Genomic DNA, 13,441 nt, shown 5'->3' with positions numbered 1-13,441 from the left:
AGCGCCGAAACCACTGGATGCCGAGGTTACCGGCAACCGGCCGACGGGCTAGTGGTCGGACAGGAAGTCGAGCAGCAGTTCGCTGACTCGATCCGGCGCCTCGAGCTGCATCCAGTGGCCGACGCCGTCGAGGCGTTCGTAGCGCCAGCTGCCGGTGACGTATTTCTCGGTGCCGAGCATGGCTTGCTCGGTGAGATAGGGGTCACCGCTGCTCCACACACCGAGGACGGGTGCGCAGATCGGCGGCAGGGCGGGCGGCTCGACCAGCAGCCCGGGGCCTGCACCGGTGCGGTACAGGCCGAGGGCGGTGCTCAGCGAACGGGGGTCGCGTAGCCGATCGATGACCTCGGCGAGGTCCGGATGACCGGACAGCCACTGCCGGGTATTCGCGAAATCGTGGTCGGCGAGCCAGCGTTCGGCGATGCCGGAGAACTGGAACAGCAGGAAGTACCAGGACTTCTCGCGCTGCGGTAGCCCCGCGTCGACGATCGCCGCCGGATTGCCGACCGAGAGACTTGTCAGACTCGCCACCCGTTGCGGGTGCAGGGCGGCCAGCAGCTGGCCGAGCGAGGATCCCCAGTCGTGCCCGATCACGTGGACCCGCTCGACGGCCAGCGCGTCCAGCAGGCCGATCAGATCGGCGAGGTATCGGTCGAGCTCGTACTGCGCGAGGTCGGTGGGTTTGCCGGAGGCGCCGAAGCCGCGCAGGTCGGGGGCGATGGTGCGATAGCCGGCAGCCCGCAGGGCGGGCACCTGATGGCGCCACACGGCGTGTGTATCCGGAAACCCGTGCAGCAGCAGGATATCGGGGCCGGTACCGCCGACTTGAACCTCGAGTTCGATGTCGTCGACCTGGACGCGCATCACTTCCCTCCGAGCACAGCGAGCAGCTCTGCCCGCGCGGGGCCTGCTTCCGGATAGCGCGCCGCACCGCTACCCAGCTGGACGATCCGGTCGAGCACGCCTGGCCGTGCCAGCGCTTCGTCCGGGCCGCTCAGCAGCGACCCGACGTCGCCGAAAGCGCGCAGGACCTCTGGATCCCGCAGTTTGGCGACCTCGAGTGCCTGCCGCAGCGTCCAGTTCGGATCATCGGATTCATAGGGAGCGCCGGCTATTTCGCCATCGATCTGGGCCAGCCGGTGCATATCCCAGTCCGCCGTGGCCTGGTGCATCGGGCCGAGCGTGCGCTCGGTGGCCTCGTCGAAACGCAGCGCGAGTTTTGTCAGGTCCTCGATGCCGTGCTCGCGCAGCACATCTCGTAGCAGCAACGCGTGAGTCATACCCATGGTGATGCCCATACCGAAGGCTGGATTGGTGGTGGCCCAGGAGTCTCCGACGGCCACCAGTCCGGTCACCACCGGGTGGCCGTCGACGATCAGCCGCCGATGCCGTGCCTCCATGCCGGACATGGCAAGCACGCCGGTGATCGGTTCGCCGTGCGCGGCCCAGTGCGCCGTGTCCGGGTAGAGCGCCATCACCCGCTGCCACGCCTGTGGGTCGCTCAGGGCCCGAAGGGCCCGATCACGAGCGGAGACGAAGACCGCGAGCGCCCAGGTGCCCGCGTCGCCGGGCACGGTGACGATCGAGAGACTGTCGTGGTGGTAGAGCGGCCAGGTGGCCTGCGCGGGTACCGAGCCGTCGGCGGACCGGAAATATCTGCTGTAGGCAAGGAATCCCGTGCCGTGCTTGTCCATTCGCGGCGCGGCGATGCCTGCGGCGGTGAGCATCGCTGCGGTGGGCGAGTTACGACCGAGCGCGTCGACAACCAGGTCCGCGCCGACGATCGTGCCCGACGCCGTCACCACACCGGTGATCCGCGGCTGGGCGGTAGCGGTGACGAATCCGGTGACCGAGGTATCTCGGCGGATCGTTATTCCGTTGTGCTCGGCCAATTTTCCCAGCGCCGCCTCGAAGACGGGCCGGCGCGCGGCGAGCGTGTCGAACCGATCATCGCCGTCGACGCGGCCGCCGATAGCGGGCAGATCGAAGGCGCCACCCAGCATATTGTGCAATCGCGCGCCCGCGTTCCGCAGTTCGGCGGCGGCGTCGGGCAGTTCCCGGGTGAGCAGCCGGTAGGCGCCCGGCATCAGGATGTGTGGATGCCGGAACTGGTTGACCCCCGCGCGCCGCCACTGCTCCCAGGCCTGCTCGGGTTCACCGGCCGGAGCGCCGGTGTCCTTGTCCAGCACGGTGACCCGATGCCCGTCCCGGGCGAGCAGCAGTGCGGCGGTGAGCCCGGTCGGGCCGCCACCGAGGACGACGACGTGCGCCGCGCGACCTGTCTCGGTTGTTCCCATGATGGATCCTTTCGGCTGTTCGGTGCGTTCCGCGATCACTCTCGGCGCGAAAAGAACTCATTTGCCAGACCGAAAAGTGCTCACTTTCGCCGAGCAGGCGCCGTCACAGGAGCTGGCGGCATGGGTGCGCGAAGCCGTCAGTTCCTGGCTGCTTCCAGTTCCGCGAGGTAGTCGGCGACGGGACCGGCCGTGAACAATCCGCCTGCCGCGCCTGCGGATTCGGCGGCCGCGGGTAGCAGGGCGGTGTGGGCGCGGGCGATGGTGTCCTGGTCACCGACCAGCAGCGCGGCGCGGCCGAGGACGCACCAGAGTGCTTCGGCGTGCGGATCTCTCGGTGGATCGGGCAGGCCGCGCAGGGCGAGGCGCGCGGCTGCGAGGTCGCCGGCCTCTGCCAGGAGCAGCGGCCGGATCCACGGCTCTGCCGGGCCCCACTCCGTGTCCGGCTCGGGCCGGAACGAGCGGTGGTGTTGCAGGTGCAGGCCGAGCAGTGCCAGGGGCAGCAGTCCGTCGGCCAGGCCAGGCATCCCGGATCCCGGCAGGAGTTCGGCGGCGCGCAGGTACGCGTCGCGCGCCTGGTCGAAGGGCTCGGTGACCGCTGTGCGCAGGGCTCGGTACCAGGTGGTGAAGACACCGACCAGCGGCAGGTCGTGCCGGGCAGACAGCTCGTCGGCCGCCTGGGCGTGGGTGTCAGCCAGCGTGAGATCATTTGTGGCACAGGCAGATTGCAGGTTGATGAGGCGACCGAGGACGGCAGTGCGGACCAAGCCGTGCTCCTCGCCGAGGACCACCGAACGCTCTCCGAGCACCGCACGTTCGGCGGCCAGCCCGGTGCGGGCGAAGCTCTGCATGTAGACACCGTTCAAGGCATAGGCCAGCAATGGCGCGTCCCCCATTTCGCGCGCCGAACGTTCGGCTTCGGCTGCGGCGCGTTCGGCACGGGGTCCGGCGTCGACGCCGCGGGACTCCACCGCGATCGTCGCCAGCAGTCGGCAGCGCAGCGCGGCGGGCCCGTCCGGAATCGCGGCGAGCGCGCGTTCGGCGCTGCGGACCAGCGACCGGGCCCGGGCCGGGTCGTCGGAGCGAGGCCACACGGCGGGGACGTCGTAGGCGCCGATCACGCGCGCGGTCAGGATCGGGTCGCCGAGTTGCTCGGCGGCTGTGACGGCCGCGGCCCGATGCCGCTGTGCCGCATCGAGTCCCGCACCGCCGGTGACGGCCAGGTCGCGCATCAGACCGACCGTGGATTCGAGCCGGACGCGGTCGGAGACGGTGCTGTCGTAGGCGGCGGTCGCCTGCGCCCACAGCCGGGCCGCGTCACCGGTGCGATCCAGGTATCCAGCCTGGCGCAGGATGTCTTGTTCCAGCCGGGCCAGGCGCGGGCCGGGTTCGAGGCCGAGGTGGTCGCGCAGCATCGCCCGTGCGCGCCGCAGCACCGCGAGGGCGTCGGCCTGCCGACCGGCGCGGTACAGCGCCAGCGCAAGCAGGTGCCAGGCGTCCTCCCGCCACGGGTGTTCGACGACGTGCGCGTCCAGATCGGCCACGGCGGCGGCCGTGTCACCGAGTTCGATCCGCGCCGCAGCCAGCCGCTCGACCGCGAGCGAGCGCAGTTCGGTGAGCCGGCTTCGCGGCGCCAGCGCCCACGGCGCGGCGCCCGCTTCGGCATAAGCGGGTCCGCGCCACCAATTCAGCGCTTCGCTGAGCCCGGTCACCACGCGGGCCGGTGGCGCGTCGCCGAGTGCTTCCACCGTGTGGGCGAAGCGCCACACGTCGACCGCGTCGTCGGGCAGGCGTAGCACGTAGCCGGGCCCCTCGGTGACCAACACACGGGCAGGCGTGCGCGGCGCGCGCTCGGGTTCGAGGCCTCGGCGCAACGCGGCGACGAAGGTGCGCACAGTGCCGACCGGGTCGCGGGGTGGTTCCTCCCACAGGTCTGCCACCAGCACGTCGACCGGGACCACCCGGCGGTGGGCGGCGACCAGTCTGGCCAGTACGGCGCGCTGTCGCGGCCCACCGAGCGCGACCGGCGCACCGGCCGCGTCGAGCACCCGCACCGCCCCGAACACACCGATCTCCACCCGACGTACCGTACCGACGCTCATCGGTTGCTCATTCGCGGCACGCACTCTGGACCGGACCGAACGAATGGAGCAACCATGACTTTCCCCCACTTCGAGACCCACATCGTCGAGGTAGCCGACGGGGTGCGGCTGTCGGCGGCTGTCGGCGGTTCGGGCAGCCCGATCGTGCTGCTGCACGGTTTCCCGCAGACCCATCTGATGTGGCGGCACGTCGCCGCCGACCTCGCGACCGAACACACCGTCATCTGCCCCGACCTGCGCGGTTACGGCGCCAGCGACAAGCCGCTCGACGACGGTGACACCTACAGCAAGCGCGTCATGGCCGCCGACATCGTGGCGCTGGCCCGAGCGCTCGGCCATGATCGCTTCGCGCTGGTCGGGCATGACCGCGGTGCGCTGGTGGCCTTCCGGGCCGGGCTGGATCACCCGGAGGTCATCACTCATCTCGCCTGCTTGGACGTACTGCCCACCCTCGACATGTGGGATGCGCTGCACGGGACCGCCGGTGCTGTCGGCTTCCACCTGTATCTGATGGCGCAGCCGCCGGGTCTGCCGGAACGGATGATCGCGGCCGCGTCCGACGAGTTCTTCGGCTACTTCCTCGACGCCTGGACCCTCGATCAGCAGGCCCTCCCCGCGGAGGTCCGCGACACCTACCTGGCCGCGTGCCGGGCAGCGGTCCCGTCCATCGTCGCCGACTACCGCGCCTCGGCCACCGTCGACGTCGACCACGATCGCGCCGACCGAGCAGCAGGCAACACCCTCACCATGCCGGTCACCGTGCTGCAACAGGACTGGGGTGCCGCCCTCGGCTACGACGCCACCGCCCTCTGGAAAGCATGGGCTCCCGATCTGCGACATCGCACGGTCGAGGCAGGCCACTTCATGGCCGAACAGGACCCAGCACTGGTCGCCACGGAGATCCGTGCCCTGCTCACCCGCTGACAACCTCGGTCCGCGGCTGTCCCGGAGTTCCACATCACGGTCGGCTGGTTAGCGCGTTCGCTGATAGGTTTCGGCAAATGCTCTCGAAGACAAGGCTCGTGGCTGTACTCGGTCTGGCGGTAGCGGTGGGGATTTCCCTCTCCGGGTGCAGCGCACCGAGGCCAGCCACCCAGCCATCGACAACCTCCGTTGCCGCACCTACGACCACCGATCCGGCCACCATCGGCGGTTCGAGTATCGGTCCCGGCCCGTACCGAGTGGAGGCGACGGTAGCTGTGGGCGAAAACCCACGCAGCGTTGCGATAGATCCCGGAACACACAGGGCATACGTGGCCCATTACGCAGACTCCACCGATCAGCAGACAGTCTCCGTGATCGACACCCGCACGCGGGACGTCGCCGCCCGAATACCGGTGGGCAAGGTGTATCCGCACGGGCCCCAGTCGATCGCGGTGGGACCCGGTCACCCACGTCGTCTACCTTGTCAGCGGTAACTCGGCAGGCCAGGTGGTGGTTATCAGTCCCGATACCGACACTGTCACCACGACAATCGACTTCGAGGGTGACCCCTTCGCAGTCGTAGTGGATCCGGACCGCAGCACCCTCTACGTCGCCAATCGCCTCTCCCGAACCGTCACCGCGATCGACACCATCACTCGAACTGTCCGCGCCACGATTGCGGTCGACGGCTATCCCACCGGCCTGGCGGTCGATCCGAACACACACCACCTGTGGGTCGTCAACGAGGGCAACGTCTCCATCATCGACCCGACGACCTACACCGTCAGCACCAATTTCGCTGTCGGGAAGGATCCCGTGCACATCGCCATCGACCACCCAACGCACACCGCCTACGTGACCCATTTCAATGGGCACTCGGTCTCGCTGTTCGATACCGCGAGCCGCACGCCAGCGGGAAGCGTCTCGCTGGGCGATCGGGTGACCGGCTACGCGGCCGTCATCGATCCCGCCGAACACACCGTCTACCTCACCGGTATGGCACACAGCACTGTGTCGATGATCGATACACGTACCCGCACGCTCACCGCCGCACGCCTCTCCGGCATCACCCCGTCCACCGAATACGGTTCGTCCACTTGGGGAGCTGCAGTGGATCCCGCCACCCATCATCTCTACGTGACCAACGAGGACATCGGCCGGATCGAAATAATCGCCCATCGGTGATCGACCTCGGCAGGGCGAGCATCCAAGTTTCGTTCACTTCAACCAACGGGTGACGTAGTGGGGAAACGAGTCAGGCCGGGTTCCGAAGAATTTCTTCGGAACCCGGCCTGACTCGAACTGTGGAGCTAAGGGGAATCGAACCCCTGACCTTCTCGATGCGAACGAGACGCGCTACCAACTGCGCTATAGCCCCGTGCGGCTCTGGCGAACCGCGCTGTGACACTGTATCAGGCGGTGCGGCCGGATACCGAATCGGTGTGCTGACCTGCTGTTTTGCCGGTTATTCGCCGACGGCTCGACCGAGGTCGGAGACCCGGTGGCGCAGTGCTCGGGCGGTGGCCGGGTCGAAGGTTTCGAGGTGTTCGAACATCGGGTCCTCGTCGTCGGTGTCGAGCAGGGTGGAGCGGCGGCGCAGGGCGCGTGCGGTGTCGCGGTCCATGGTGCGGCGGGTGGTGGCCGCCTCGGGGGTGGCGGTGGCGGTTTCGCGGGTGCGGCCGCGCGCGAGGCGGGCCATGCGGCGGCGCCGGATCTCCTCCTCGACGTGCACCTGCTTGCGCAGGTACGCCAGGTAGCCGGCGAGCACGGCGGCGGACAGGCCGCAGGCCCACCAGAACATCGAGTTCAGCAGCAGACCGAAGGCCGCGAACAGGATGACGGCGATGATGAGGCCGAGCACCGCGCGCTGGCGGAAGCTGTAGCGGGCGGCGCGGGCGATGGCGTCGGCCTCGGGGTCGTAGCCGCCGCGTCCGCGCCGCGACGGCACGAAGTCCTCGTCGTCGTCGACGGGTTCGGGTAGGTCGTCGAGGCGGGCGGGTGGTGCGGGTGGGATGCGCGCCGAGACCGGCGGTTCTTCCACGGCGGCCTGGACCGAATCCGGTTCGGCCGCTTCGTCGTCGGCCTCGGTGGCGGTGAGTTCGGCGTCGTCGCCGGGTTCTTCGTCGGGGCCGCGCTCGATGTCGTCGAGTTCTGCTGTGACGGTGGGCTTTTCGTCATCGCCTTCGGTGACGGGCTCATCGGTCGTCATCCGATCCTCCGAATCGGTACGGTGGGGGCGCTTGGTCAGCACACGGGGGCGATAGTCGGGGTCACTCTCGTGTCCGCCCGCCGCCCCGATGCGAATCCGTCGTTCGGCCCCGCCACGGTGCAGCACGCGCGTGGCGAGTGCAGCGTCGGTGGTGCGGCGGATCCGGGGATGCCGGTCCGCGAGGATCGGGAACAGGACGAATACCCACAGAACGACCAGTCCGATCCACAGGATCGAATTAGGCATCGCGGTCATCACCTCCCGTCCCCGCCAACGTGTTGTCCATCCGTGGACGCACTACCGACGTCCGTAGGTTAATTCGGGCACGCGCGCCCGTGTGGCAGGCGCGCCGTGCACACCTGCCACATGAGTAACAGAATTTTCACGGCAGCGCCGCTCGACCCTCCCTGACCAGGCGATCTACGACGGTGCCCATGACCTCTTCGACAGTCAAGCCCACCAGCAGGTGATCGCGCCAGGCGCCGTCGACGTCGAGGTAACGACGCAGCAAACCCTCTTCACGGAACCCGACGTTGCGCAGAACGGCTTGGCTGGCAAGGTTTTCCGGCCGCACCGTGGCTTCCACCCGGTGCAGGCCGACCGGCCCGAAGCAGTGGTCGAGCCCGAGCCCGAGTGCCGCCGTCGCCACCCCCTGGCCGCCCAGATCCTTGGCCACCCAGTACCCGATCCAGGCCGAACGCAGCGCCCCGCGCACGATATTGCCGATGGTGAGCTGCCCGCTGAACTGCCCGTCGACCTCGATGACCAGCGGAATCATCGCCCCGCGCCGCGCTTCGGCCTTCAGGCTCGTCCACAGCGACGGCCAGTTGGAGGCGTGATTGCGCGCCTCCCAACTGCCGCGGCCGGTCGGTTCCCACGGTTCGAGGTGGTCGCGGTCGCGCAGCCGGATCCGGCTCCAGGCGGCGGCGTCGCGAAAACGCACCGGCCGCAAGGTGACCTGGCCGCCCGCCACGATCACCGGACCGAGACGAGCAGGCCACCCGGGATGCTGACCGGCCCGGAAGACGTTCATGGACTCCACTTCTCAGCCGCGCTGCGCCAGGAACGCGACCCGCACCTCGTCACCGGTGCGGAAATCGGTGTCGTCGGGTTCCACCACGATCAGGCTGTTGGCCTCGGCGAGCGTCGCGAGCAGGTGCGAGGAGCCGCCGTTGCCGTTGCCGAGTGGCTGCACCAGGTAGTCACCGGTGGCCTCGTCGCGCAGCAGCTGGGCGCGCAGATAGCCCTTGCGTCCCGGCATCGAGGTGATGGGAGTGATGGTGCGCGCGTTGACGATTCGCCGCATCGGCTGACGCCGCCCGAGCGCGATGCGGATCAGCGGCCGCACCATCACCTCGAACACCACGAGCGCGCTCACCGGATTCGACGGCAGCAGGAAGGTCGGCACCTCGTCGCGCCCGAGCCGGCCGAAGCCCTGGACGGACCCGGGGTGCATGGCCACCCGGTCCACCTCGAGCTCGCCGAGCCCGTCGAGCGCCTCACGCACCTGCTCCGACGCCCAGCCGCCGACCGCGCCCGCGATCACCACGACCTCCGAGCGCACCAGCTGACCTTCGACCACATCGCGCAGCCGGCGCGGGTCGGCGCTGACGATGCCCACCCGGTTCACGTCGGCACCGGCGTCACGTGCGGCGGCGGCCAGGGCGTAGGAGTTCACGTCGTAGACCTGGCCGGGGCCGGGCGTGCGGTCGATATCGATCAGTTCGCCACCGATAGAGATCACCGACAGCCGTGGGCGTGGATGCACGAGCACCTTGTCCTGGCCGACGGCGGCGAGCAGGCCCACCTGGGCCGCGCCGATGATGGTTCCGGCGCGAACCGCCACGTCACCGGGCTGCACGTCGTCGCCCACGCGGCGCACGTAGTCGCCGGAGCGAACCGGCTCGAACACCTTGATCCTGGCCCGGCCGCCGTCGGTGAACTCGACCGGGAGCACCGCGTCGGCCAGCGTCGGCATGGGTGCGCCGGTGTCGACACGCACCGTCTGACGCGGTTGCAGACGGATCGGCTGACGCGAACCCGCGACCACCTCGCCGACCACGGGCAGGGTGAGGTCGATGAGTTCGCCCTCTTCGTCGCGCACCTCGGCGCCGGCGGCGCTCACGTCGACGCTGCGCACCGCGTAGCCGTCGATGGCGGCCTGGTCGAAGCCGGGCAGCGGCCGTTCGGTCACGACGTCTTCGGCGCACAGCAAACCCTGGGCCTCGGAAATCGCCACCCGGACCGGCCGGGGCGCGACCGCTGCCGCGGTGACCTTGATCAGCTGATCCTCAACCGAGCGCATCGAGCTCCTGTGTGTATCGGCGACGGCTTCGCCGGTTCCCATCGTTTTACGCGACCGGCGCTTGCGGGTCCCATTCCGGGCTGAGCCGGAACTTCAGCCACTCGCGCAGTTGCGGCCCGTATTCGTCCCGCTCGAGGGCGAAATCGACGGCAGCTCGAAGATAGCCGCCCGGGTTGCCCAAATCGTGGCGCGACCCACGATGGACCACCACATGGACCGGGTGATCCTCGGCGATGAGCAGGGCGATGGCATCGGTGAGCTGCAACTCGCCGCCCGCGCCGGGCTCGATGCGGCGCAGGGCGTCGAAGATCGCGCGGTCGAGCAGGTAGCGGCCGGCGGCGGCCAGCGTCGACGGCGCATCGGCCAGGTCGGGCTTCTCGACCATGCCGCGCACCCGGAGCACATCGGCCTCCGCGCCCTCGGCCAGGTCTTCCACGTCGAACACACCGTAGGCACTGACCTGCGACTTCGGCACGTCGATCGCGCACAGCACGGTGCCGCCGCGCTCCCGACGGACCCGGCTCATCGTCTCGAGCACACCGCAGGGCAGCACGAGGTCGTCGGGCAGCAGCACCGCGATCGCGTCCTCGTCGGCGTCGAGGACGGGCTCGGCCTGGGCGACGGCATGACCGAGACCGAGCGGCTCCTCCTGCACGACGGAGGTGACGTCGAGCAGACCGGGCGCCTTGCGCACCTTCTCGAGCAGCGCGAACTTGCCGCGCTCGGCGAGGGTGCTCTCCAGGACGAGGTCCTCGACGAAGTGGGCGACCACGCCGTCCTTGCCCGGCGAGGTGACGATCACGAGGCGGTCGGCACCGGAATCCGCGGCCTCGGCGGCGACCAGTTCGATGCCGGGCGTGTCGACTACCGGCAGCAGTTCCTTGGGCACCGTTTTGGTCGCAGGCAGAAACCGCGTTCCGAGCCCGGCCGCGGGGACAACCGCAGTGCGGAAACCGGAAGTCTTGTCTGTCATGCGCATACCCTATCCATTCAGCGTGCCGTCCGATCGCCCGTCGCGACGATCCGGCGTCGGCAAGAGCTTAGGGTGGTCGCTGTGGAGATGCCCGGTGAGCGCACGAAATATGCGTGGCGACGTGAGATCCTGGCCACCCGGGCCGCCGTGGGACCCGCCGAACACGCCCGTGAGGCGAGTGCCCTCGCGGCCACCGCGGCCCTGCTGGCCGGGGCCGATGAGGTGGTGTGCGCCTACGTACCGACGAAGACCGAGCCGGGCGATCTGCGCATGCTCGATGCCCTGCGCGAGCGCGGCGCCACAGTGTTGCTGCCCGTCACCGGAGAGCCGGGACCGCTGAGCTGGGCGCACTACGCGGGCGCCGATTCGCTGCGCCCCGCGCGCTTCGGCCTGCTCGAACCGATCACCGAGACCTTGCCGCCACCGGTGGTCGCCGAGGCCGCCACGATCCTGATCCCGGCGCTCGCGGTCGACCGGCGTGGTGTGCGACTCGGACGCGGCGCCGGGTACTACGACCGCACCCTCGGCGCGGCGAGTGCGGGCGCACGGTTGATCGCGGTGGTTCGGGACGTGGAGTTGGTGGTCGAGTTGCCCGAAGAACCGCACGACCATCGAATGGGCTGGGCGTTGACGCCCGAGGCGGGCTTGAGCGAGCTGGGTGATTACCGCCCACGAGCGGCGGAATGAAAAGGCGATTGGCGAGGTTGGCAGTGTCGGCGGTAGAGTGCTAGATCGACGAGACTTGCGGAGGATCCTGTGCCAACTTATTCGTACGCGTGCACCGAGTGTGACAACCGCTTCGACATCGTTCAGTCCTTCTCCGAGGATTCACTGACGGAATGCCCGCAGTGCACGGGGAAGCTGCGGAAGCTGTTCAACTCGGTCGGGATTGTGTTCAAGGGCAGCGGTTTCTACCGCACCGACAGCCGTGGTGGCGCGTCCACCGCGAGCGAGCCGGCGAAGTCCTCGGACGGTAACGGCAGCTCCTCGTCGAGCGGGTCGTCCGCGAGCGGTTCGTCGTCGAGCGCAGCCGCTCCCGCCGCCGCGAGCTGAACGAAGAGTTCTCCACACCCCCGAGTTATCCACAGGCGGCCCTTCGCCGCTGTCGGTGATGCCGCCACGTTCCTAGGCTTCGGGCATGACTCGCAGCCTTGCCGATCTGGGACGTGGCAGCTCCTGGCGGTTCGCCCTCGGTAATCGCCCCGCCTGGGCCGATGCCCTGCTTGCGCGCCGCATCCTCGCCGCCGCGCTCGCTGTTGTCGCCGTCGTCCTGTTCGTGCGCGGCGATCCCGGTGCGGCAACACAACCGGTGGTGGTCGCTGCCCGTGATCTGGCGCCGGGAAGGGTGCTCGCCGCCGACGATGTACGCGTCGATCGGCACGAAACCCGAACGCTCCCTACCGGTTTCGCCGCCGAAGCCGCTCCCCTGCTCGGCGCGACACTCACCGGTGCCATGCGTGCGGGTGAGATGTTCACCGATCTGCGGGTGATCGGCCCCCGCCTGGCCGCGGCCGCCGCGGGCACCGACGACGCCCGGATCGTGCCGATCCGACTGGCCGATTCGGCGGTAGCCGAGGTGCTGCGCGCCGGCGACCGGGTAGACGTGGTCGGTGTCGACGACACGGGCGGGCCGGGTGCCGACGCACCGGCGCGCACCCTGGCCACCGACGCGGCGGTCGTACTCGTCACCGCGACCGCCGACCGGCGCGCCGAGCGGGTGGTGCTCGTCGCACTGGCCACCGAGTACGCGACCGCAGTGGCCGGAGCGTCCTTACGCACGGCGCTCACCGTGGTGTTCCACTAACCGGCCGTCCACGCGATGACGGACTGTCAGGTCCCGAAGCCTGTCCCCTACAGCGAAATCGGGGTCCACTCCGAAGAGCGACCCCGATTCGCCTGCGAGGCAGGTCGTTACACAGCAGCCGTGTCAGCCGAGGCTGAAGGGCTGACCCCACAGCGTCACCCAGCTGATGACATTGTCGGTCTCGACCTCCACGCTCACGAACGAGCGCGCCTGCGCGTACCCGCCGCAGCCGGACAGGCCGATGGTTTCGTCGGCCCAGGTCACCGAGCCGTTGGAACCTTTGAATTTGTTGTTCTTGGAATGCGATTCGTTGCCGTAGTCGTCGGCCTTCTCGAGATCGAGCACGTAGAACGACTTCGCCTGGCCCGGTCCGAGCGACAGTTCGCCACCGGTGCCGATGCCGGCGGAGGGCTCGCCCGCGTCGTCGACCGCGCCCTCGCCCTCGCCGCTCACGCCACCACCGGCGATGTTCACCTGGCAGCCGACGGTGTAGCCGGGGTAGATCTTGCCGCCCGACGCGTCACCACCACCGGACACCGACACCTGAGCACTACCCGACACCCACGCGTTGCGGTGCACCGGAGTCGAACCCATCGACGGGCTGATGGTGGCCGATTCGCCGACCATCTTGATGTTCACGACGGTGCCGTCCGACAGCGTCTTGGTGATCTCGCCGCCGGGCAGCGGCACGAAGGTGTCGGCATGGGCGGCGCCGACGGAGAACAGCCCGATGGTGCTGGACACGGCGGCAGCCACGCCCGCCGCCCGCGTCATACTCTTGCGATTGATCATCTCAGTAGACCCCTCGAGGGTGAATTCGATCGAGCTGG

Annotated in this window: 13 protein-coding genes and 1 tRNA gene; 5 read left to right on the top strand and 9 right to left on the bottom strand. The window is 69.2% G+C overall.

Features of this window, described 5'->3' with window-relative positions; translation table 11 throughout:
- Window positions 1-48: 48 nt before the first annotated feature.
- The 3 genes from AB0F86_RS12225 to AB0F86_RS12215 form a co-directional block, all read right to left on the bottom strand.
- Window positions 49-864, bottom strand: a complete 816-nt coding sequence (locus AB0F86_RS12225; RefSeq protein WP_356985862.1) for an alpha/beta fold hydrolase — start codon at window positions 862-864, stop codon at window positions 49-51.
- On the bottom strand, window positions 864-2,297 hold the full coding sequence (locus AB0F86_RS12220) for an FAD-dependent oxidoreductase (protein ID WP_356985863.1): 1,434 nt from the start codon (window positions 2,295-2,297) through the stop codon (window positions 864-866). The genes AB0F86_RS12225 and AB0F86_RS12220 overlap by 1 nt, the downstream gene beginning before the upstream one ends.
- A gap of 137 nt (window positions 2,298-2,434) precedes the next feature.
- Entirely contained in the window at window positions 2,435-4,396 is a 1,962-nt protein-coding gene (locus AB0F86_RS12215; RefSeq protein WP_356985864.1) for an AfsR/SARP family transcriptional regulator, read from the bottom strand.
- Between the two features lie 54 nt (window positions 4,397-4,450).
- Here AB0F86_RS12215 and AB0F86_RS12210 point away from each other — a divergent pair, with 54 nt between their 5' ends.
- Together AB0F86_RS12210 and AB0F86_RS12205 are read left to right on the top strand one after the other, a co-directional pair.
- A complete protein-coding gene (locus tag AB0F86_RS12210) occupies window positions 4,451-5,320 on the top strand; it encodes an alpha/beta hydrolase (protein WP_356985865.1) in 870 nt (289 codons plus the stop codon).
- A 507-nt stretch (window positions 5,321-5,827) separates the two neighbouring features.
- Window positions 5,828-6,505 carry a YncE family protein gene (locus AB0F86_RS12205; protein ID WP_356985866.1) on the top strand — a complete coding sequence of 226 codons (678 nt, stop codon included), beginning with the start codon at window positions 5,828-5,830 and terminating at the stop codon, window positions 6,503-6,505.
- A 120-nt stretch (window positions 6,506-6,625) separates the two neighbouring features.
- On the opposite strand, the gene AB0F86_RS12200 is transcribed toward AB0F86_RS12205, so the two are convergent.
- From AB0F86_RS12200 to AB0F86_RS12180, 5 genes are all read right to left on the bottom strand, one after another.
- A tRNA-Ala gene (locus tag AB0F86_RS12200) sits at window positions 6,626-6,698 on the bottom strand.
- A gap of 87 nt (window positions 6,699-6,785) precedes the next feature.
- Window positions 6,786-7,775 carry a gephyrin-like molybdotransferase receptor GlpR gene (gene glpR / locus AB0F86_RS12195; RefSeq protein WP_356985867.1) on the bottom strand — a complete coding sequence of 330 codons (990 nt, stop codon included), beginning with the start codon at window positions 7,773-7,775 and terminating at the stop codon, window positions 6,786-6,788.
- A 136-nt stretch (window positions 7,776-7,911) separates the two neighbouring features.
- Window positions 7,912-8,562, bottom strand: coding sequence for a GNAT family protein (locus AB0F86_RS12190; protein WP_067485934.1), 651 nt, complete (start codon window positions 8,560-8,562; stop codon window positions 7,912-7,914).
- Window positions 8,563-8,574: 12 nt separating this feature from the next.
- Complete coding sequence (gene glp, locus AB0F86_RS12185) at window positions 8,575-9,834, bottom strand: gephyrin-like molybdotransferase Glp (protein WP_181696717.1); 1,260 nt, start codon at window positions 9,832-9,834, stop codon at window positions 8,575-8,577.
- Window positions 9,835-9,880: 46 nt separating this feature from the next.
- The gene (locus AB0F86_RS12180) at window positions 9,881-10,807 is read right to left on the bottom strand and encodes a UTP--glucose-1-phosphate uridylyltransferase (RefSeq protein ID WP_067485930.1); all 927 of its coding nucleotides are present in this window, start codon (window positions 10,805-10,807) and stop codon (window positions 9,881-9,883) included.
- A gap of 87 nt (window positions 10,808-10,894) precedes the next feature.
- Between AB0F86_RS12180 and AB0F86_RS12175 the strand changes: the two genes are divergently transcribed.
- The 3 genes from AB0F86_RS12175 to AB0F86_RS12165 all read left to right on the top strand — a co-directional run bounded on the left by AB0F86_RS12175 (window position 10,895) and on the right by AB0F86_RS12165 (window position 12,611).
- Entirely contained in the window at window positions 10,895-11,494 is a 600-nt protein-coding gene (locus AB0F86_RS12175; protein ID WP_356985921.1) for a 5-formyltetrahydrofolate cyclo-ligase, read from the top strand.
- A gap of 69 nt (window positions 11,495-11,563) precedes the next feature.
- Window positions 11,564-11,860, top strand: coding sequence for an FmdB family zinc ribbon protein (locus tag AB0F86_RS12170; RefSeq protein WP_181696718.1), 297 nt, complete (start codon window positions 11,564-11,566; stop codon window positions 11,858-11,860).
- An 85-nt stretch (window positions 11,861-11,945) separates the two neighbouring features.
- Entirely contained in the window at window positions 11,946-12,611 is a 666-nt protein-coding gene (locus AB0F86_RS12165; RefSeq protein ID WP_356985868.1) for an SAF domain-containing protein, read from the top strand.
- Window positions 12,612-12,734: 123 nt separating this feature from the next.
- Here the strand turns inward: AB0F86_RS12165 and AB0F86_RS12160 are convergent, their stop codons facing one another.
- Complete coding sequence (locus AB0F86_RS12160; RefSeq protein WP_356985869.1) at window positions 12,735-13,403, bottom strand: MspA family porin; 669 nt, start codon at window positions 13,401-13,403, stop codon at window positions 12,735-12,737.
- Window positions 13,404-13,441 lie beyond the last annotated feature (38 nt).

The sequence above is a fragment of the Nocardia sp. NPDC023733 genome, from assembly GCF_040639775.1.
In the GTDB taxonomy this organism is placed as follows: domain Bacteria; phylum Actinomycetota; class Actinomycetes; order Mycobacteriales; family Mycobacteriaceae; genus Nocardia; species Nocardia rosealba.
Note: the sequence above shows the minus strand (reverse complement) of the source record. Positions and strands in the feature narration are given on the sequence as shown.